We start from the raw sequence: 20,465 nt of genomic DNA on the forward strand, positions 1-20,465 counted from the left end.
CGAAATGTTATTTTATGCACGGTTTCAATGAGGAGGCTTGCACTTGGACAAAGAGTTCAGCACAGTTCCCTCTGTAAACAGGGTGCCCCTATGCACAGCGTTCCCCTGCATTTTCTGACGCAACTTAGGTTAACGAACAGCGCACCTCATGGACGATAACTCTCCGCCCTCCGCCTCCCCCGCCAAGCCGCGTTCCTCCAAAAAGCGCCTGCTTCTGACGGGTGGTGCCGTGGTGGCCGCCTGTATTCTGGGCTTTGCCTTCCTGCGCCCGCAGGCAGGCCACAAAACGCACCACGGCGCGGCTGATTCCAGCCAGAGCCAGCCTGTAGCGGTACAGACAGTGCACGCCGGCAGTATGCCCGTGGAACTGACCGAACTGGGCACGGTTGTCCCCATTACCAACGTAACCGTGCAGACCCGTGTGGAAGGCTACCTGATGCAGGTGCTTTTTACCGAAGGCCAGCACGTGCATAAGGGTGACCTGCTCGCCCTGATCGACCCCCGCCCCTATCAGGTACAACTGGAGCAGTATGAAGGCCAGCTTGCTCAGGACAAGGCACAGCTTGAACAGGCAAGGGTGGACAGCGGGCGCTACCAGCGCCTGATCAAGCAGGACAGTATTGACGCCAAAACCGCACGCGACCAGCAGTTTACGGTTCAGCAGCTTGAAGGCACGGTCAAGGCTGATCAGGCACTGGTGGATAACCAGAAGCTGCAACTGATCTACTGCCACATTATTGCGCCAGTGGATGGGCGCATTGGCATTCGTGCAGTGGATCAGGGCAACTACGTGGCGGCCGGCCAGTCCGGCGGGCTGGCGGTGTTGACACAGATGCAGCCTATCTCGGTCATTTTCACGCTGCCGCAAGACCAGTTGCCCGAAGTATTTGCCCAGCTACAGGCGCGCAAATCGCTCCCTGTTTCGGCCTGGAACAGTTCCAACACACAAAAAATAGCCGATGGCACGGTCAGCACGCTGGACAGCCAGATTGACACGGCAACCGGCACCGTGCGCCTGCGCGCCATTTTTACCAATGAGGACGAACACCTCTTCCCCAACCAGTTTGTTAACGCACGCCTGCTGGTTAAAACGCTGGACCACGTTCTGCTCCTGCCCACAACCGCTGTGCAGACCGGCCCCTCCGGCCTGTTCGTATATGTTGTCAAGGATGATGACACGGTCAGCGTCCAGCCCGTGACCACCGGCATTTCCAACGGTACGCTCAGCGTTGTCACCTCCGGGCTGAAGGAAGGCGACAGGGTGGTTACGGACGGCACAGACCATTTGCGCGCCGGAATCAAGGTGAGCATTCCCACCACGGCTCCCACCCCAGCACCGGACCATGCCACGCCGTGAACCCATCTGCCATTTTCATCCGCAGGCCCGTTGCAACTACGCTGCTGATGCTGGCCATTTTTATGGCCGGGTTGCTGGGCTACCATTTTCTGCCCATTTCCGCGCTGCCACAGGTTGATTACCCCACCATAACGGTGGAGACCTTCTATCCCGGTGCGGGGCCGGATGTTATGGCTACCTCGGTGACTGCGCCGCTGGAAACACAGCTTGGCCAGATGCCCAGTCTGGACCAGATGACATCGCGCTCATCGGGTGGGGCATCGGTCATTACCCTTCGGTTTGACCTGTCCATGTCCATGGATGTGGCGGAGCAGGAAGTGCAGGCCGCCATTAACCAGGCCAACTCCCTGCTGCCAACCGACCTGCCCGCCCCCCCGGTTTACGCCAAGGTCAACCCGGCAGACACCCCTGTGCTCACACTGGGCATTACTTCGGCCACCATTCCGCTCCCCGAGGTGGAAGATTACGTGGACACCCGTCTGGCACAAAAAATCAGCCAGATTTCGGGCGTGGGGCTGGTTACGCTTTCAGGCGGCAACCGCAAGGCCTACCGTGTGCGGGTCAACGTGCCCAAGCTGACCTCCTACGGCATTGATCTGGACACATTGCGTACAACCATTGGCAATGTGAACGTCAACTCCCCCACGGGTACGTTTGATGGAGCACAACGCTCGGCCACATTGCGGGTGGACGGGCAGATTACCAGCCCGGAAATGCTGCTCAATCAGGTCATTGCCTACCAGAGCAGCGGGCCGGTCCGCATCCGCGACGTAGCTACGGTTGTGATCGGGCCGGAAAACACACAGCTTGCCGCGTGGTCCAACCAGACCCCGGCCCTGATCATGAACGTGCAGCGCCAGCCGGGTGCCAACGTGATTGCCGTGGTGGACAACGTCAAGGCCACCCTGCCCACCCTGCGCCAGACCCTGCCACCGGGGATTGATATTATCCCCCTGACAGACCGCACCACCACCATCCGCTCCTCCGTAGCCGATGTGCAGTTCGAGCTGTTTCTCGCACTTGTGCTGGTTGTGGCGGTTATTTTTGTCTTTTTGCGCAATGTTCCCGCCACCATTATTCCCAGCCTGTCCGTGCCGCTTTCCATTATCGGCACACTGGCCATTATGTATCTGCTCGACTTCTCGCTCGATAACCTCTCGCTCATGGCTCTCACCATCGCCACCGGTTTTGTGGTGGATGATGCCATTGTGATGATCGAGAACATCTCGCGTTATGTGGAAGCGGGCGAGGACCGCATGAGCGCCTCGCTCAAGGGGGCGGGGGAAATTGGCTTTACCATTATCTCGCTGACCATATCGCTCATTGCCGTGCTTATTCCGCTGCTGTTCATGAGCGATGTGGTGGGCCGCCTGTTCCACGAATTCGCCCTTACGCTGGCCACGACCATCATTCTGTCTGCCGTGGTGTCGCTCACACTTGTTCCCATGATGTGCGCCCGTATTCTTTCCGAGCGCCCGCATGACGCAGGCACGGCTGCCACCCCGTTCCTGCGCTGGTCCGCTCGGATGGAAGTGGCAACCGAGCGCCTGATTGCGGCCTATGACCGTATGCTCGATGTGGTGCTGGAATGGCGCAAGCTCACACTGGGCGTGGCCGTGGGGACACTGGTGCTGACCGGCCTGCTGGGCTGGTACATTCCCAAAGGGTTTTTCCCCGTGCAGGATACGGGGGTTATTCAGGGTATTTCCGTTGCGGCGCAGTCCATCTCGTTCGAGAACATGAAGGTGCATCAGCAGGAACTGGCCAGAGTAATCCTGAAGGACCCGGATGTGGCCTCCCTCTCCTCCTTTGTGGGGGTGGACGGGCAGAATGCGACGCTTAACCAGGGCCGCTTCCTGATCAACCTGAAAGAGCATGACAGCCGCTCCTCCTCCGCCACCGAAATTGCAGCACGGCTGGAGCAGGAAACAGCGCAGGTTGCGGGGATAAAGCTCTACCTCCAGCCCGTGCAGGACCTCTCGCTCGATACAACCGTATCGGCAACACAATACCAGTTCCTGCTTGAAAACCCCGATTACGATGCCTTCAAAACATGGGTGCCCAAGCTGATCGAACGGTTGCGGCAGGAACCCTCTCTTGCGGATGTCACCTCCGACCTGCAGGCCGAAGGGCTGGTCGCACGCGTAACGCTCGACCGCCCCACAGGTGCGCGTTACTCGATTACACCCCAGACCGTGGATAACGTGCTGTATGACAGCTTTGGCCAGCGCCAGATTTCCACCATCTATACGCAGTCCAACCAGTACCGCGTTATTCTGGAAGCCGAACCGCGCTTTCAAAAAGAGATGTCCTCGCTCAACCAGCTTTACCTGCCCGGTATCAGCGGTAATACGGGGGAGAGCACATCCGGCCCCACGCGCTCGCCAACCTCCGGGCTGGTGCCTCTGCCAGCAGTCACCAAGGTCACGCAGGAAACAGCTCCCCTGCTGTTAACCCATTTTGGGCAGTTCCCGGCCACGACCATCTCGTTCAATCTCGCACCCGGCTATGCGCTGGGGGATGCCACAGCCGCCATCCGCCGGGTGGAGGCGGACATCCACCTCCCCGCAGCTTTCCAGACATCTTTCCAAGGGACAGCAGCGGCATTTGAAGGCTCACTCAGCAACGAACTGTTTCTGGTCGCTGCCGCCATTATTGCCGTCTATATTGTGCTGGGCATTCTGTACGAGAGCTTTATCCACCCGGTTACCATTCTCTCCACCCTGCCCTCGGCCGCCATTGGCGCGTTGCTGACCCTGATTGTTGCGGGGGTTAACCTCGACATCATGGGCATTATTGGCATTGTGCTGCTGATTGGCATTGTCAAGAAAAACGCCATCATGATGATCGACTTCGCGCTGGAGGCGGAGCGTGAACATGGGATGGACAGCCTGCGCTCCATTCGCACGGCGGCCACACTGCGTTTTCGCCCCATTCTCATGACCACACTGGCGGCCATGCTGGGGGCCGTGCCCATGGTGCTCTCGCATGGTACGGGGTCCGAACTGCGCTATCCGCTGGGGCTGGCCATTATTGGCGGGCTTGCCCTCTCCCAGTTGCTGACCCTGTTCACCACACCGGTCATCTACCTTACGCTGGACACATGGGCGCATAAATGGCGCGGGCTGCGCCCCCCCGGTTCTGCATCCCCCCCTAGCGGGCAACCCGTGCCGTGAATATCAGCCGGATTTTTATTGACCGGCCTGTTGCCACCATCCTGCTAAGCGTAGCCCTGTTCCTTGGGGGGCTACTGGGCTACCGTGGCCTGCCTGTTGCCGACCTGCCTAACGTGGACTTCCCGGTTATTCAGGTGCAGGCACGGCAGGCTGGCGGCTCCCCGGAGGAAATTGCCAGTGCCGTGGCCGCCCCCTTGGAGCGGCACCTTGGGCAGATTGCCGATGTTACGGAAATGACATCCCAATCTACCGAAGGCAGCACACGCATTACGCTCCAGTTCGCCCTCTCGCGCGATATTAACGGTGCCGCGCGGGATGTGGAGGCCGCCCTTCAGGCCGCCCATGCGGACATGCCCTCCTCCTTGCGGCAGAACCCCAGCTACCGCAAAGCCAACCCAAACGGCGCGCCGATCCTTATTCTCACCCTGACATCGGACACCCACACCCGCCCCCAGCTTTATGATTACGCAACCAACGTGCTGGTGCAGCACCTGTCCGCCATACAGGGCGTGGGTCAGGTGGAAATCAGCGGGAGTGCGCTGCCTGCCATCCGGGCGGAAATAAACCCCCTGCCCCTGTTCAAATACGGTATCGGGTTTGAGGACGTACGCGCAGCCCTTGCCTCTGCCAATGCCCACACCCCCAAAGGGATTATTGACCAGAACGGCGTCCGCTACACGCTGGACACGAATGATCAGGTCCGCACGGCGCAGGACTACCGTGACCTGATTATTGCATGGCGCAACAACCGCCCCGTGCGACTGGCCGATGTGGCGCAGGTGCAGAACAGCGTGGAAGACCTGCGCAACGCCGGGTACTATAATGGTCAGGCATCGGTTATTGCGGTGGTGTTCCCCCAGGCCGGGGCCAATGTGATTCACACCGTGGACCAGATCAATGCGGAAATGCCCCTGCTTAAATCCGCCCTGCCCGGTGGTGTGGCCCTGCATGTGGGGCTTGACCGCTCACTGACCATTCGTGCAGCGCTGGTAGATACGCAGCTGACCCTGCTGATCTCGGTCATACTTGTGGTGCTGGTGGTGCTGCTCTTCCTGCACTCGCTCCGCATGACGCTTATTCCCGCCGTGGTTGTGCCCACCTCCATTGTGGCGACCTTTGGCGTTATGCGCCTGCTTGGTTTTTCGCTCGATAACATGTCGCTCATGGCGCTTACGGTTTCCACCGGCTTTGTGGTGGATGACGCCATTGTGGTGATGGAAAACATAGCCCGCTACATAGAGCAGGGCCTCCCCCCACGGGATGCCGCCATAAAAGGCAGTGCGGAGGTGGCCTTTACGGTTATTTCCATCTCCATCTCCCTGATTGCCGTCTTTTTGCCCATTCTGCTCATGGGGGGGCTGGCTGGCCGCCTGTTCCATGAGTTCGCCATGACAGTTTCCATCACCATCCTGATCTCGATGGTGCTGTCCCTGACCCTGACCCCCATGATGGCGGCTTACCTGCTTGTGCCCCATACGGCAGGCACGGCCCCTGCGGGTTCTGGCAGCCTGATGCGCCACGCTATTGCCGCCATGACTGCATTTTTGGACCATATGCAGACCGGTTATACCCGCTCGCTCGACCTTGCCCTGCGCTACCACAAGACCGTCCTGCTCAGCCTGCCCTTTACACTGGCCCTTACGGCAGCCTTGTTCATGCTGATGCCCAAGGGGTTTTTCCCGGTGGAAGACACGGGCATGCTCATGGGGCGCCTGCAGGGGGACCAGTCAATCTCCTTCGGGGCGTTAGCCAAAAAGCTGACCGAAGTGCAGAAAGTGCTGCTGCACGACCGCGATGTGGAGAGCGTGTCCTCCTTTATCGGGGGGCGAGGCTCCTCCAACGAGGCAGGGGTGTTTTTGCAGCTCAAGGATAAAGCTGCCCGGAACGATACCCCGACCGACCTGATCGCCCGTGTTAACCGCAAATTGCGTAATCTGGTCGGAGCCAGTTTTTTTCTGATGCAGCCCGGTGCCATCCGTTCCGGCGCACGGCAGAGCAATGCGGCGTACCAGTATACGCTGGAGGGTGAAAACTCATCAGAGCTCTACACATGGACCGCCCGCCTGCTGGCAGAGCTGCGCCGCCACCCGGAACTGACAACCCTTTCCTCCGACGTGCAGCTCGGTGGCTCGGCTATTAGCACCCAGATCGACCGGGATACGTCCGCCCGTGTCAACATTACCCCCCAGCTCCTGTCCAACACGCTGTACGATGCGTTTGGCCAGCGCGCAGCCTCGGTCATCTATAACAGGCTCAACCAGTACCGCGTGATCATGGAGGCCGACCCCAAAAGCTGGTCCAACCCGGAAAGTCTGATGCAGGTCTGGATAAGCGTTGCCGGGGGCTCGGCTGGTGGGGGAACGCGCTCCAACACCATTCGGGTGCGCAATGCCTCCAGCACCGGCTCCACCAGCACGCAGGCCAGCCAGAGTTCCCTGTCCTTTAAAAACCAGATTGCCAATGCGCTGGCCGGGGGGGCTGGTGCGTCCAATGGTTCAGCAGTCAGCACCTCATCCGAAGCCATGGTGCCGCTCACACTGGTTACTCATCTGGTGCCAAGCCGCACCCCGCTTTCGGTCAACCATCAGGGGCTGGCGGTTGCGGCTACGCTCTCGTTCAATCTGGCCAAGGGGGTTTCTCTGGGCACGGCCACGCAGATCATCAACACCGCACAAGTCGCGCTGCATATGCCCAATACCATCCACGGCAGTTTTGCTGGCAATGCCGCGCAGTTCCAGAAAGCGGTCAGCGATGAACCCCTGCTTATTCTGGCAGCCCTTGTGGCCGTCTATATTACGCTGGGTATTCTGTACGAAAGTTACGTACACCCGCTGACCATTCTCTCCACCCTGCCCTCGGCTGGTGTAGGCGCCCTGCTGGCCCTGCAACTGGCTGGGGAGGAGTTCTCGCTCATTGCCATGATCGGGGTGATCCTGCTGATTGGCATTGTGAAAAAAAATGCCATCATGTTGGTGGACTTTGCCATTATGGCCGAACGCGAAGAGGGTATGTCCGCCCATGATGCCATACGCACCGCCTGCCTGCTCCGCTTCCGCCCGATCATGATGACATCGGTCGCAGCGGCCTTGGGGGCTGCCCCGCTTATGGTCGCCAACGGATACGGGGCCGAACTGCGGCACCCACTTGGCATTGCCATTGTTGGCGGGCTGATCGTGAGCCAGGCCCTTACCCTTTATACAACGCCGGTTATTTATCTGATGTTCGATGCCTGGCAGGCCCGTGCCGGGTCTTTTATCCGCTCGTTATCGTTTTCCCGCAGCTTCAGGCAGGACCGCTGAATGCCTTTTTATCGTCCCTTCCTTTCCCTTCGCCTGTCCCTGCTGCTGGCACCTGCCGCTCTGGCCGGGTGCATGGTTGGGCCGGATTACAAACGGCCCACTCCCATTATCTCGCCCACCTTCAAGGAACTGCGTCCGGCACCGGGCTGGCAGTACGCTGCCCCACAACTGGCCAGCCTGCCCAAAGGTTCGTGGTGGACAATCTATAACGACCCGCAGTTGAATGCTCTGGAAGCTCAGGTAGACATCAACAACCAGAATATCATTCAGTACGAGGCACGCTACCGTAACGCCCGGGCCACCATTAACTCCATCCGGGCACAGCTTTACCCAACGCTCAGCGGTGCGCTCTCCTTCAACCGACAGAGTTCGGGCCGCGGGTCGCGCTCCAGCGGCACCATTATCAATTATGGTTCCGATGGCTCGAGCAGCACGAGCGCAACCCCCTCCAACTCGACCGAAAACACCTATGCCACGGGGCCAAGTGTTTCGTGGGATCTGGATTTATGGGGCAAGATCAGGCGGCAGATTCAGGCTCAGGTTACAGAAGCACAAGCCACAGCCGCAGACCTTGCCAATGCACGCCTGTCTTATCAGGCACAATTGGCCACGGCTTATTTCAACCTGCGGTATCAGGACAGCCTGTATGATCTGCTGACCAAAAACGTGGCGTTTTATGAGCGCTCGTACCAGATCACCAAAAACCAGTATGATGCAGGCACGGCAGACCCAACCACCCTACTGCAGGCCAAAACACAGCTGGAACAGACCCGCGCTCAGGCCACCGCAACCGGCATAGCCCGCGCACAGTATGAGCACGCCATTGCTGTTCTTATGGGTAAAGCCCCTGCGGACCTTTCCATCCCCCATGGCGCATTGCCACGGGCCATTCCGGCTATTCCGGTTATGGTTCCGGCCAGTCTGCTCCAGCGCCGCCCCGATATTGCGGCGGCCGAGCGCCGGATGGAGGAATACAACGCCCAGATTGGCGCGGCCATGGCGGCGTTCTACCCCGATGTCAAACTCACGGCGACATACTCCTATAGCGGGGACCCTGTTGGCTCTCTTGTGCAGGTTGCAAACCGCATCTGGACCCTTGGCGCCTCGGCTACGGAAACACTGTTTGCCGGGGGCGCAAGAACTGCTGCCGTCCATGAGGCCGACAGCAATTACAACGCCTATGTGGCCACCTACCGGCAAACCGTACTGACAGCCCTGCAGGGGGTGGAAGACCAGCTTTCCAACCTGCGTATTCTGGCTGATCAGGCAGAGCAGCAGCATGTTGCGCTGGATGCCGCCAACAAGGCCGTTACGGTTGCATTCAACCAGTATATGGCAGGCACCCAGATTTACACGACCGTGATTACCGCCGAGGTGACGGCCCTGTCCAACGCGCAGACCGCACTGCAAATCCAGCAAAGCCGTATTCTGGACTCTGTCAGTCTGGTGGAAGCCCTTGGCGGGGGATGGAATGCCTCCGAACTCCCCAGCAAAAACTCCATGCAGACAGACAACCCGCTCCTGCCCTCCTTTATTCAAAAAGACAAAAACTAGGCGGACCACCGCCCAACAAAAAACCTCCGGAGCGCTGGCCCCGGAGGTTTTTTTATACCGTTTGCAAAGTGGTCAGGCGCCGTTACTTCATGACCGCACGGCCGACCAGCAGGGCCACAACCAGAAAAACAACAAACAGCATGATGGCGATAAAGAACAGGATTTTAGCCATACCGGCCGAGGCAGAGGCAATTCCGCCAAAACCAAACAGCCCTGCAACAAGTGAAACAACCAGAAAAAACAGTGCCAGTTTCAGCATAACGCACTCCCTTGCATTTCAATCCTGACCAGAGCCGGAACGCTCTTGCCCACTTATTTTCTGCGCCGCAGAAAAATCCCAATAATCAGACCGACAACACCTGCCGTAGCAACGGTCAACAATGGCTGGTCAATAACAACATCCCGCAGAGCTTCTACTGCGGTGCTGCGCTTGCCCGGATTAAGGGCATCGTAACTGGACACCTTGCCAAAAAAACCATCGGCACCGTCCTGAAGATTGCCAATACCATCCTCAAGACCAAAATCTGCCTTGCTCTCATCACTCATACGAGGATGTCCTCCATACTGGATTAAGGGGTAACGCGCCTTGCACCCCTAAAGATGCCTATGTGAACGATTTTTTTGCTCAAGACTAGATTTCAGCCGAGCGCCAGTAGGCTTCCCCACCCGGATCAGGCTCACCTGCAATCATGGCGCGCAAGCGCGCGGCATAGGTTCTGAAGGCAGGGGTATCGGGGTTGCGGTGCGGCATATCCAGCACAATTTCGCCCGTAATCCCCGCAGGGGGGCCACCGGCCAGCACCACAACACGTGTGGCAAGGCGAAGAGCCTCTTCAATATCATGCGTCACAAACAGCACTGTTTTGTGTGTCTGCTGCCATATCCGCTGCAACTCTTCCTGCAGGCTGGTGCGGGTAATGGGGTCCAGCGCCCCAAACGGCTCATCCATCAGCAACAGGTCGGGGTCCACGGTCAGGGCGCGGGCAACCCCCACACGCTGCCGCTGCCCACCAGACAAACGGCGCGGGAGCCGGTCCTGCGCATCCTCCAGCCCAACCAGACGCAGGGCCTCCTGCGCACGGGCTATTTTTTCGCTCTTGCTCAGGTGCAGGCCTTCCAGCCCGAACATGACATTCCGCAACACCGAGCGCCACGGCAGAAGCCGCGCATCCTGGAACACCATAGCCCGGCTCCGCCGCGTGGCATGTGCCCCGGCATCCGCTACACAGGCCGAACCTCCTGTCTGCCCTTCCGTTGGGTGCATAAGCCCCATCAGAACCCTGAGCAGCGTGGATTTACCCACACCAGACGGCCCCAGAAGTGCAACAAACTCCCCACGCTCCAGCGTCAGGCTGACATGCCGCAGCACAAAATGGGCGCCACCATCGTGAGAGAGGCCAACATCATGCAAGGAGGCAACCACATCCGCCTTGCTCATGGCTGCCACCTGAGTACCCATTTACGCACAAACCCAAAAAGAAAATCGGTAATGGCATACAGCATGGCCATGGTCAGCATGTAAACCACCACAACATCGGTCGCCAGAAGGCTGGAAGCCTGCATCATGCGGGCACCAATACCCGGCACGCCAAACAGTTCCGCCGCCACAACGGACATCCACCCTTGCCCCAGCCCCGTACGCAACCCGGCCATAATGCCCGGTGCGGAAGCTGGGAGGACAATCTTGACCAACCGCCCCACAAAACTGCCATGCCCGAAGGCGGAAGCCAGTTCATACAGCTCGGGGTCCACCCCACGAACGGCACTGTGGGCTGCGTAAAAATTGATCCAGAAAACCGATATGGCAATAACAAAAGTAGCCCCAGCCGTGCTCAGCCCAAACCAGAGAATGGCAAACGGCACCCAGGCCAGCCCCGGTACAGGCCGCAGCAGGCGGACAACGCCTTCCAGCAGACTATCCAATAGCCCCAGCATACCGCACAGAATGCCAAGCCCGGCCCCCAGAACGGAGCCAATAAGCAGGCCCAGCAGATAATGGTTCAGACTATCCAGAATGGCTTGCTGCCAGAACCCTCCCCGCACCTCATCCAGCCAGGCCGGACCAAGGGAAGAAGGTGCTGGCACCATGCCAGATGGCAGCAGCCCGGACTGGACTGCTGCCTCCCACACGCCAAAGAACAGAACAAGCCCCGCCAGCCCAAGCCCCAGGCGAGCGGGTCCAGACAATTTTACACTCACGGCTTGGCCTGCTGCCACAGACCCGTATCAAACAGATCTTCAACAGGTTCTGCCTTACGCAACAGACCTTCGGCCACTTCAAATTCCTGCAACTGCTTGACACTTTCCACAATACGCGCCGGGTCGCTGACAAAACGGGAAGCAGAATGCTCCAGCGCGGCTTTCATCACACTATCATTCAGCATACCACCGCCAAGCGCTTTTTGCACAAATGGCACAGCATCATCCGGGTGCTGAGCCAGCAAAGTTGTCGCACGCACAAACAGGCTGGTCAGTGTTCCGGCCCATGCCTTGTGTTCAGGTGCATCAGGCTTGACAATTGCCAGAACGGAACCCGGCTGGTCTGGCATCATGCTATGGCCCGAAGCCAGAATGCGGGCGTCCGGCAGACGGGTTTTAACAACTGTCAGGGCTGGCTCCCTCAAAACCGCGCCATCCACAGCACCTGCCAGAAATGCCTGCTGTGCCGCATCAATATCCACCCCAACAATGGAGGCCACGGTATTGACCTGCGCAAAGCCAAGCTGCTTTTGCAGCCAGTAGCGCAATAGTGTGTCTGGCACCGAACCGGCAGGCTGGGCTGCCAGACGTGGCAGACGCTTCTGGTCCTGCTTGAACCGCGCCAAAATATCCTTTACCGCATCTGGCGTCAGTCCGGCCTCACTATCCGGCTTCAGGCCCTCTGCCAGTGCGCCGCGCGCAATAACCGACAGTTCCTCAATCGAGGCGGTTGCGACAACCTTAACATCCACGCCATGCGCGCGGGCCTGCAACAAGGGCAGCACCCCTGCTACGTAGCCGTCAATCCGCCCGGATACGAGTGCCTGAATAGCCTGCGGGCCAGAGGTAAAGCGGACAAGCTGCACATCCAGCCCTGCCTGCTTGGCCCAGCCTTCCCCATCAATCACAAACAGCGCGGAAGAGCCCAGAACAGGAATATAGCCAATACGAATGCTGTCCGCCGCCTGTGCCGGGCTTACAGCCCAACCCAATGCCACGGTGGCAAACGTTAGCATTTTTAGCAACGCACGTTTCATGACGTTATCTCTTTCGCTGAAATATTTTATCAAAAATAATAGTGGATATATTCTTGTCTTTGTCAATCACTCACGAGCAAGCATGAAATATTTTTATTCCACGCAGATTTGCATCACATCGTGGCGCGCACACAGGACATAAAAAAAGCTGGCTCCTGAGAGCCAGCTTCCTTCATTGCACTTGCGAGCAAAAGATTAAGCAGCAAGATCCTGCTTATCTTCCACTTCCGGGCGCGGACCGCTGTCCTGCCCTTTTGCGCTCACATCGCGGTCGATCAGTTCGATCACGGCCATCTGAGCGGCATCGCCATAACGCACGCCAGCACGCAGGACGCGTGTGTAACCACCGTTGCGGGCCTTGTAGCGTTCTGCCACGGCTGCAAACAGCTTTTTAACAATCACATCATCACGCAGCACAGCAAATGCCTGCCGACGTGCGTGCAGATCGCCACGCTTGCCAAGGGTGATCAGCTTTTCAACAAACGGGCGCAGTTCCTTCGCTTTGGGAAGCGTGGTGGTGATCTGCTCGTGTTTGATCAAAGCCACAGCCATGTTGCGGAACATGGCTGCACGGTGAGAAGAGGTAACGCCGAGCTTTCGGCCGGCAATCCGGTGACGCATGGTTCAGTTCCTAGTATCGGGAAAAGTCAGATCAAAACGGCTCATCAAGCCGCTTTGCCAACTCTTCAATATTTTCCGGCGGCCAGGCCGGGACATTCATACCCAAGGACAGCCCCATGGAGGTCAGGACTTCCTTAATTTCGTTCAGGGATTTACGGCCAAAGTTCGGTGTGCGCAGCATTTCCTGCTCACTCTTCTGAACCAGATCCCCGATGTAGATGATGTTGTCGTTCTTCAGGCAGTTTGCGCTACGAACAGACAATTCAAGCTCATCCACCTTGCGCAGCAGATTACGGTTGAACGGCAGATCATCCTCAGGCTCTTCAGCCTGTACAGGACGCGGCTCATCAAAGTTGATGAAGAGCTGCAACTGATCCTGCAGAATGCGCGCGGCCAGAGCCACTGCATCTTCGGGCGTTACCGCACCATTTGTTTCGACCGTAAGCAGCAGCCTGTCATAGTCGGTGACCTGACCAACACGGGTCGGTTCCACCTTATAGGACACGCGCTTGACGGGCGAATAGATTGCATCAACCGGGATCAGGCCGATCGGGGCATCTTCCGGGCGGTTAGCCGCCGCAGGAACATAGCCTTTTCCGGTATTAACAATAAATTCCATGCCCAGCTTGACGCCGTCATCAAGCGTGCAGATGACCAGATCAGGGTTCATGATTTCAATGTCATGACCTGTCTGGATCTGGCTTGCGCGCACTTCGCCGGGGCCAGTAGCCGTCAGCACCATACGCTTCGGCCCTTCACCGTGCATGCGCAACGCCAGCTGCTTGATGTTCAGGACGATGTCAGTGACATCTTCCCGCACACCGGCAACGGACGAAAACTCGTGCAGAACGCCGTCAATCTGAACCGCCGTGACCGCAGCACCTTGAAGAGAAGACAGCAGAACCCGACGCAGGGCGTTACCGAGCGTCATACCAAAACCGCGTTCCAGCGGCTCAGCCACTACGGTTGCGATACGAGCGGGCTCCACTCCGGATTCAACTTCAAGCTTTTCGGGCTTGATCAGAGATTGCCAGTTTTTCTGAAGGACCAATGGACCGGCCTTTCAATACGAAAAACCACTGCTTACGCAGCGATTTCTCTGAAGTGGACACAACAAATGGAAAGGCGGCTTGTTATCAGGCAGCCTTTCCGCTCGTAAGCTCAGACGCGGCGACGCTTGCGCGGGCGGCAGCCATTGTGCGGGACTGGTGTCATATCACGAATGGAAGTGATCGTGAAACCAACAGCCTGCAGGGCACGCAGTGCGCTTTCACGCCCCGACCCAGGACCGGAAACTTCAATTTCCAGCGTTTCCATGCCGTGTTCACGGGCCTTGCGGCCTGCATCTTCAGCCGCAACCTGCGCCGCATAAGGCGTAGACTTCCGCGAGCCCTTAAAGCCCTGCGCACCAGCAGAAGACCAGGAGATAGCATTCCCCTGAGCATCAGAGATGGTGATCATGGTGTTGTTGAACGTGGAGAGCACATGCGCCACGCCCGAAATAATGTTCTTACGCTCTTTTTTACGAACACGCGGTGTTGCGGCTTTCGCCATGTCTTTTCTACCTCAGTCCCTGTCCAGCCTGCGTTTGCAGGCTGGCCGCCTTAGCGGATTGGATTAACGGGTTGCTTTCTTCTTACCGGCAATGGCCACTGCCTTACCCTTACGGGTACGGGCATTGGTGTGCGTCCGCTGACCACGCACCGGCAGGCCACGACGATGACGCAGGCCGCGGTAGCAACCAAGATCCATCAGGCGCTTAATGTTCATCGCAATTTCACGACGCAGGTCGCCTTCAACGCGATAGGTGCCATCAATCAGCTCACGGAGCTTCATGATTTCATCGTCGCTGAGTTCGTTAACCCGCTTTGCTTCCGGAATCTCCAAGGACTTGCAGATTTCTGCCGCCTTAGATGCGCCAATTCCATAAATATACTGAAGCCCGATCACAACCCGCTTGTTTGTCGGGACATTCACGCCGGCAATACGTGCCACGCCTTATACTCCTGTTCGCCCGCTTTTACAGCGAACGGCTCATAGCCCTGTCTTGACTGGGCGGATTTCACTTGGTGGCCGCGAAATATACCGACCACCGTTACAAGTCAACGAAAACTGATCACTTCTTCGTGATCACGCCGCTATCCTTAAGCGCTGCTTCAATTTCTGCTGTCACTTCAGCAGTCGAAAGCATGCCGTTTACCTTACGCAAACGCCCCGTTTTTTCATAAAACGGCAGAATCGGCGCGGTCAGATTGCGGTATTCTTTCAGGCGCTCAACAACTGTCTCACGCTTGTCGTCTGCCCGGCGCTTGAACTCATGACTCCCACAGCTATCGCATTCGCCTTCCTTTACGGGCGGGTTGGACGCTTCGTTATATGTCTGCCCACATTGTGCGCAGGTAAAACGTCCAGAAATACGATCTGCAAGGATCTCTTCATTCACGTCCAGGAACAGCACGACATCAATGCTCTTCCCATCCGCTGCGAGCATGGCATCCAGCTCTTCAGCCTGCCCCAGAGTGCGGGGGAAGCCATCCAGAATAAACCCATTCTGGCAGTCCGGCTGGGCAATCCGGTCTTTGAGCATGGCAATAATCAGGGCATCGGGCACAAGCTTGCCCGCGACCATCAATGCCTTCGCCTGATTACCAACCTCGGAGCCACGCGCCACTTCGGCACGCAGCATATCTCCGGTGGAAATCTGGATCAGTCCGTGGCGTTCTTCCAGAAGCTTGGACTGCGTCCCTTTTCCGGCCCCAGGCGGGCCCAGAAAAATAATATTCATCGTCTGATGATCCTCTGCTTCCTGCCACCACGAGACTTACGCATAAGCCCTTGGTACTGATGCGCCACCAAGTGTGACTGCACCTGAGTAACCGTATCAATCGTAACCGACACAATAATGATCAGGCTGGTCCCACCAAAGTAGAAGGGCACATTATAGCGACTGATCAGGATCTGCGGCAACAGACAGACCGCCACCATATAAGCCGCGCCAATGGTCGTCAGACGCGTCAGGATCTTGTCAAAGTACGATGCAGTGGAAGCACCGGGCCGCACGCCAGGAATGAACCCACCCTGCTTACGCAGGTTATCTGCCGTCTCTGCCGGGTTAAAGGTCACCGCAGCATAGAAGTACGAGAAAAAGATAATCATCAATGCGTAAAAGAGCAGATACAGAGGCTGCCCCTGCCCCAGCTCTTCACCCAGAAATGATAACCAGCCCGGCAATGACTTACCGTTCATGAACCCTGCCAGGGTAACAGGAATCAGCAGCACCGAAGAGGCAAAAATCGGTGGAATAACCCCCGCCGTGTTCACCTTGAGTGGCATATGCGTGGTGTCTCCACCAAACATGCGCTGCCCCATCTGCCGCTTGGGATACTGGATGATAACCCGCCGCTGTGCCTGTTCCATGAACACGATGAACATGATGGTCAGACCAGCCAGCACAAGGAACAGAAGCACAAAGAAGGACGACAGAGCGCCCGTGTACCCCAACTGGAAAAGGCTCACCAAGGCATGCGGCAGGTTGGCCACGATACCGGCAAAGATAATGAGAGAAATCCCATTACCAACACCGCGCGACGTAATCTGCTCACCAAGCCACATCAGGAACATTGTTCCGCCCACCAGTGCTGTTACACAGGTGACCAGAAAAAGCGGACCCGGATTCACAACAGCAGCGCCGCTCTGAACATTCTCAAGCCCGATCGCAATCCCGTAGGCCTGAAAAACCGCAATCAGCACGGTCAGGTAACGCGTGTACTGGTTGAGCTTTTTGCGCCCCTGCTCACCCTCTTTCTTGAGGGCTTCAAGAGAGGGCACCGCCGTAGACATCAACTGCACGATAATGGACGCAGAGATATAGGGCATGATGTTCAACGCGAAGACGGTCATACGCCCAAGAGCACCCCCCGAAAACATGTTGAACATGCCAAGAATGCCGCCCTGATGCTGCGCCAGAAGCTGCCCCATAACCGTAGCATCTACACCGGGCACAGGAATATACGTTCCCAAACGGTAAACAATCAGCGCGCCTAGCGTAAACCAGATCCGCTTCTTGAGTTCCGTCGCCTTGGCAAAGGAGCCTACGTTAAAATTGGCAGCCAGTTGTTCGGCCGCGGAAGCCATGCATCCGTCCTTTCACACAAACAGCGCCGCCACACAAAGTGGAGACGCTGGCATGATTGCCTGAAAAATATCAGACAGCTGTTCTGACTTAAACACGGAAGAGAGAACAGGGTCTGCCACTGCTCTCTCCCCCATGCCAATCAGGAGGCGCTAGCTTCCACAGGTGCCGTCACCAGCAGCTTGATGCTGCCGCCAACTTTTTCAATGGCAGCCTTAGCAGAAGCAGAAACGCCAGACACTTCGAAAGAAACGCCTTTTGTCAGTTCGCCTTCACCCAGAATGCGAACCCCTGCGTACTTACCGGTCCCGACCAGACCGGCTTTCTTCAGCGCTTCTTCGGTGATGGTCACGCCGTTTTCCAGCTTACCATCGGCCAGTGCCTGTTCTACTGCACCAAGGTTAACTGGTGCATAGACCATGCGGAAGATGTTTTTAAAGCCCCGCTTCGGCAGACGACGGTAAATCGGGAGCTGACCACCTTCAAACCCGTTGAGGGAAACACCCTCACGTGCTTTCTGGCCTTTCACACCCTTACCGGACGTTTTGCCCTTACCGGAACCAATACCGCGCCCGAGCCGCTTTTTGCGGTAGCGAGCACCTTCGTTATCACGAAGTTCGTTGAGTCTCATATTAGTCCTCCACCTTCACCAGGTGGGCCACTTTGCGGACCATACCCCGGGTAGACGGGGTATCTTCCAGAACCTTTTCGCGCCCGATCTTGTTCAGACCAAGCCCGATCAGGGTTTCCTGCTGACCCGGCTTACGTCCGTTACCGGACGCAATCTGTGTCACCTTGAAAGTTTTTTTATCAGACATCTGCAGCCTCCGCACCAGCAGCCTGGTCGCGCTTGCCAAAGATTTCCGCCACTTTCTTGCCGCGGCGGTTTGCCACAGCACGGGGGCTGGCACAACGTGTCAGCGCGTCAAAAGTCGCCTTGACCATGTTATGCGGGTTCCGGGTCCCCAAGGACTTGGCAACAACGTCGTTAATGCCAAGGCTTTCAAACACGGCACGCATCGGACCACCAGCGATGATCCCCGTACCGGCTTCAGCCGAACGCAGCACAACTTTACCAGCACCGAAGTGACCAGCAACGTCATGGTGCAGCGTGCGCCCTTCTTTCATGGGAACGCGAATCATCCCACGCTTGGCGCGTTCGGTAGCCTTACGGATCGCTTCAGGAACTTCACGGGCCTTACCGGCGCCGTAGCCCACGCGACCCTTCTGGTCACCAACCACAACCAGAGCAGCAAACGCAAAGCGCCGACCACCCTTAACAACCTTTGCAACGCGATTGATGGTTACCAGCTTATCAACCAGTTCATCGCCTTCGCGTTCACGCTCACGGCCGCCTCGACCGCCTTCTCTTGGTTCACGAGCCATTGCGTGATCCTTTCCTCAGAAGGAGAGACCGCCCTCACGGGCCGCCTCCGCCAGGGCCTTGACGCGCCCGTGATAAAGATAAGATCCCCGGTCGAACACGACCTGAGACACACCAGCCGCAACAGCACGCTGGGCAACCAGCTTACCAACCGCACCAGCGCTTTCCCGCGTTGCGCCGTTTTTCAGGGCTTCACGCAGTTCTTTATCCAGCGTCGATGCTGCAGCAAGGGTAACCCCCTGTGCGTCATCAATCACCTGAGCGTAGATATTCTTACCAGACCGGAAAACCGACAGACGAGGACGGCCACCAGCCTTGCGGCGAAGCTGAAAACGGAGACGCGCGCGCCGCCGATTCCGCAATTCCTGCTGAGTGCTCATTATTTCTTCTTGCCTTCCTTACGGCGGATGGTTTCCGTATCATAACGAACACCCTTGCCTTTGTAAGGCTCAGGCTTGCGATAGCTACGAATATCCAGAGCCACCTGGCCAACACGCTGCTTATCAATCCCTTCCACCACAATCGCGGTAGGACGCGGGGTAGAAATCTTGATGCCAGCAGGAATCGGATAGATCACGTCGTGAGAAAAGCCGAGGTTCATAACGAGGTTAGAACCCTGCACTGCAGCACGATAACCTGTCCCGGTAATTTCCAGGGTCTTGGAGAACCCGTCAGAAACACCTTTGACCGCACAAGCGATAAGTGCGCGTGTTGTACCCCACATCATGCGTGCCTGAGATTCGGTACCATTTGGCTGCACAACAACCAAATTGTCCTTCACTTCAGCCGTAACATGACTGGAGATGGGCAGAGAAAGCTCACCCAGCTTACCCTTGGCCTTGAAAACACCGTCCGCGATGGAAACTGTAACCCCTGCCGGAACTTCGACGGGATACTTGCCTACTCGTGACATTTATCCCTCCTCAGAATACGCGGCAAAGGACTTCACCACCAACATTGGCGGCGCGGGCCTCTACATCGGACAGAACACCACGCGGCGTGGACAGGATGGAAACACCCAGACCAGCGCACACACGCGGCAGTTCTTTAATTTTGGAATAGACGCGGCGGCCAGGGCGGGAAACACGCTGGATTTCACGAATAACCGGTTCACCTTCCGCGTATTTCAGCTCGATGTGCAGTTGGGAAATACCCTTCCGCACTTCTTCGCGCTTGTAGCCACGGATGTAACCTTCGCGCTGCAGAGCTTCAAGCACGTTCACACGCAGATTGGATGCCGGAGCAACACAAGAGTTGTGACGTGCACGCTGAGCGTTGCGAATACGGGTGAGCATATCACCCAAAGGATCTGAAAGCGACATCTCGAGCCCTTACCAGCTAGCTTTCACCACTCCCGGAATCTGGCCATCAGAAGCCAGATCACGGAAAGCGATACGACACAGCTCAAACTTACGGTAGTTACCGCGAGAACGACCTGTCAGCTTGCAACGCAGACGCACACGTACACGAGAACCGTTACGCGGCAGTTCTGCCAGCTTGAGAGACGCATCGAACCGATCTTCCACGGGCAAAGACCGATCCATTACGATGTTTTTGAGAGCAGTACGCTTCTCATTATCCCGTGCCGCCATGCGCTTGCGTTTAGCATTACGCAGGATGGCAGATGTTTTAGCCATACAACATTACCTCCGGAACCCTTCGAAAACCTTCGACGGTTTTCCAAGATCACACAATAAAGCAGCCTG

22 protein-coding genes are annotated in these 20,465 nt (G+C 57.3%); 4 read left to right on the top strand and 18 right to left on the bottom strand.

The features are described 5' to 3' along the window. Nucleotides 1-148 precede the first annotated feature (148 nt). From GOB83_RS01460 to GOB83_RS01475, 4 genes are read left to right on the top strand one after another with little or no spacing between them, the layout of a single operon-like run. Complete coding sequence (locus GOB83_RS01460; protein WP_165925030.1) at nt 149-1,357, top strand: efflux RND transporter periplasmic adaptor subunit; 1,209 nt, start codon at nt 149-151, stop codon at nt 1,355-1,357. After that, nucleotides 1,354-4,533: an efflux RND transporter permease subunit gene (locus tag GOB83_RS01465; RefSeq protein ID WP_165925031.1), complete on the top strand. Its 3,180-nt coding sequence runs from the start codon at nt 1,354-1,356 to the stop codon at nt 4,531-4,533. Before GOB83_RS01460 ends, GOB83_RS01465 begins: the two co-directional genes overlap by 4 nt. Further along, a complete protein-coding gene (locus GOB83_RS01470) occupies nt 4,530-7,832 on the top strand; it encodes an efflux RND transporter permease subunit (protein WP_165925032.1) in 3,303 nt (1,100 codons plus the stop codon). The genes GOB83_RS01465 and GOB83_RS01470 overlap by 4 nt, the downstream gene beginning before the upstream one ends. Beyond that, nucleotides 7,833-9,386 (top strand): efflux transporter outer membrane subunit, encoded by a 1,554-nt coding sequence (locus GOB83_RS01475; RefSeq protein WP_165925033.1) that lies wholly within the window; start codon nt 7,833-7,835, stop codon nt 9,384-9,386. 82 nt (nt 9,387-9,468) lie between these two features. On the opposite strand, the gene GOB83_RS01480 is transcribed toward GOB83_RS01475, so the two are convergent. From GOB83_RS01480 to rpsN, 18 genes are all read right to left on the bottom strand, one after another. Then, nucleotides 9,469-9,645 carry a DUF1328 domain-containing protein gene (locus GOB83_RS01480; RefSeq protein ID WP_165925034.1) on the bottom strand — a complete coding sequence of 59 codons (177 nt, stop codon included), beginning with the start codon at nt 9,643-9,645 and terminating at the stop codon, nt 9,469-9,471. Between the two features lie 53 nt (nt 9,646-9,698). After that, on the bottom strand, nt 9,699-9,932 hold the full coding sequence (locus GOB83_RS01485; protein ID WP_086647141.1) for a hypothetical protein: 234 nt from the start codon (nt 9,930-9,932) through the stop codon (nt 9,699-9,701). Between the two features lie 85 nt (nt 9,933-10,017). Continuing rightward, entirely contained in the window at nt 10,018-10,824 is an 807-nt protein-coding gene (locus tag GOB83_RS01490; RefSeq protein WP_194301238.1) for an ABC transporter ATP-binding protein, read from the bottom strand. Next, nucleotides 10,821-11,603 (bottom strand): ABC transporter permease, encoded by a 783-nt coding sequence (locus GOB83_RS01495; protein ID WP_369823061.1) that lies wholly within the window; start codon nt 11,601-11,603, stop codon nt 10,821-10,823. Before GOB83_RS01495 ends, GOB83_RS01490 begins: the two co-directional genes overlap by 4 nt. Further along, nucleotides 11,582-12,622, bottom strand: coding sequence for an ABC transporter substrate-binding protein (locus GOB83_RS01500; protein WP_165925036.1), 1,041 nt, complete (start codon nt 12,620-12,622; stop codon nt 11,582-11,584). The genes GOB83_RS01495 and GOB83_RS01500 overlap by 22 nt, the downstream gene beginning before the upstream one ends. 195 nt (nt 12,623-12,817) lie before the next feature. After that, nucleotides 12,818-13,243 (bottom strand): 50S ribosomal protein L17, encoded by a 426-nt coding sequence (gene rplQ, locus GOB83_RS01505; protein WP_025826922.1) that lies wholly within the window; start codon nt 13,241-13,243, stop codon nt 12,818-12,820. Nucleotides 13,244-13,274: 31 nt separating this feature from the next. Then, nucleotides 13,275-14,294 (bottom strand): DNA-directed RNA polymerase subunit alpha, encoded by a 1,020-nt coding sequence (locus tag GOB83_RS01510; RefSeq protein WP_165925037.1) that lies wholly within the window; start codon nt 14,292-14,294, stop codon nt 13,275-13,277. A gap of 110 nt (nt 14,295-14,404) precedes the next feature. Further along, nucleotides 14,405-14,797 carry a 30S ribosomal protein S11 gene (rpsK, locus tag GOB83_RS01515; RefSeq protein ID WP_025826926.1) on the bottom strand — a complete coding sequence of 131 codons (393 nt, stop codon included), beginning with the start codon at nt 14,795-14,797 and terminating at the stop codon, nt 14,405-14,407. Nucleotides 14,798-14,860: 63 nt separating this feature from the next. Beyond that, entirely contained in the window at nt 14,861-15,238 is a 378-nt protein-coding gene (gene rpsM, locus GOB83_RS01520) for a 30S ribosomal protein S13 (protein ID WP_086647139.1), read from the bottom strand. 121 nt (nt 15,239-15,359) lie between these two features. Beyond that, nucleotides 15,360-16,028, bottom strand: a complete 669-nt coding sequence (locus GOB83_RS01525) for an adenylate kinase (RefSeq protein WP_086647138.1) — start codon at nt 16,026-16,028, stop codon at nt 15,360-15,362. Next, complete coding sequence (gene secY / locus GOB83_RS01530; protein WP_086647137.1) at nt 16,025-17,377, bottom strand: preprotein translocase subunit SecY; 1,353 nt, start codon at nt 17,375-17,377, stop codon at nt 16,025-16,027. The genes GOB83_RS01525 and secY overlap by 4 nt, the downstream gene beginning before the upstream one ends. Before the next feature lie 140 nt (nt 17,378-17,517). After that, nucleotides 17,518-18,006 carry a 50S ribosomal protein L15 gene (gene rplO / locus GOB83_RS01535; RefSeq protein WP_165925038.1) on the bottom strand — a complete coding sequence of 163 codons (489 nt, stop codon included), beginning with the start codon at nt 18,004-18,006 and terminating at the stop codon, nt 17,518-17,520. A gap of 1 nt (nt 18,007) precedes the next feature. Beyond that, complete coding sequence (rpmD, locus tag GOB83_RS01540; protein WP_086647135.1) at nt 18,008-18,193, bottom strand: 50S ribosomal protein L30; 186 nt, start codon at nt 18,191-18,193, stop codon at nt 18,008-18,010. Further along, nucleotides 18,186-18,761, bottom strand: a complete 576-nt coding sequence (gene rpsE / locus GOB83_RS01545; RefSeq protein ID WP_048852990.1) for a 30S ribosomal protein S5 — start codon at nt 18,759-18,761, stop codon at nt 18,186-18,188. Before rpsE ends, rpmD begins: the two co-directional genes overlap by 8 nt. A 15-nt stretch (nt 18,762-18,776) precedes the next feature. Next, on the bottom strand, nt 18,777-19,139 hold the full coding sequence (gene rplR / locus GOB83_RS01550) for a 50S ribosomal protein L18 (protein WP_086647134.1): 363 nt from the start codon (nt 19,137-19,139) through the stop codon (nt 18,777-18,779). Next, on the bottom strand, nt 19,139-19,672 hold the full coding sequence (gene rplF, locus GOB83_RS01555) for a 50S ribosomal protein L6 (protein WP_086647133.1): 534 nt from the start codon (nt 19,670-19,672) through the stop codon (nt 19,139-19,141). Before rplF ends, rplR begins: the two co-directional genes overlap by 1 nt. A 10-nt stretch (nt 19,673-19,682) precedes the next feature. Continuing rightward, nucleotides 19,683-20,081, bottom strand: a complete 399-nt coding sequence (rpsH, locus tag GOB83_RS01560; RefSeq protein ID WP_086647132.1) for a 30S ribosomal protein S8 — start codon at nt 20,079-20,081, stop codon at nt 19,683-19,685. 9 nt (nt 20,082-20,090) lie between these two features. Then, nucleotides 20,091-20,396, bottom strand: coding sequence for a 30S ribosomal protein S14 (gene rpsN / locus GOB83_RS01565; protein ID WP_025826945.1), 306 nt, complete (start codon nt 20,394-20,396; stop codon nt 20,091-20,093). Nucleotides 20,397-20,465 lie beyond the last annotated feature (69 nt).

It is taken from the genome of Acetobacter fabarum (assembly GCF_011516925.1).
Lineage (GTDB): Bacteria > Pseudomonadota > Alphaproteobacteria > Acetobacterales > Acetobacteraceae > Acetobacter > Acetobacter fabarum.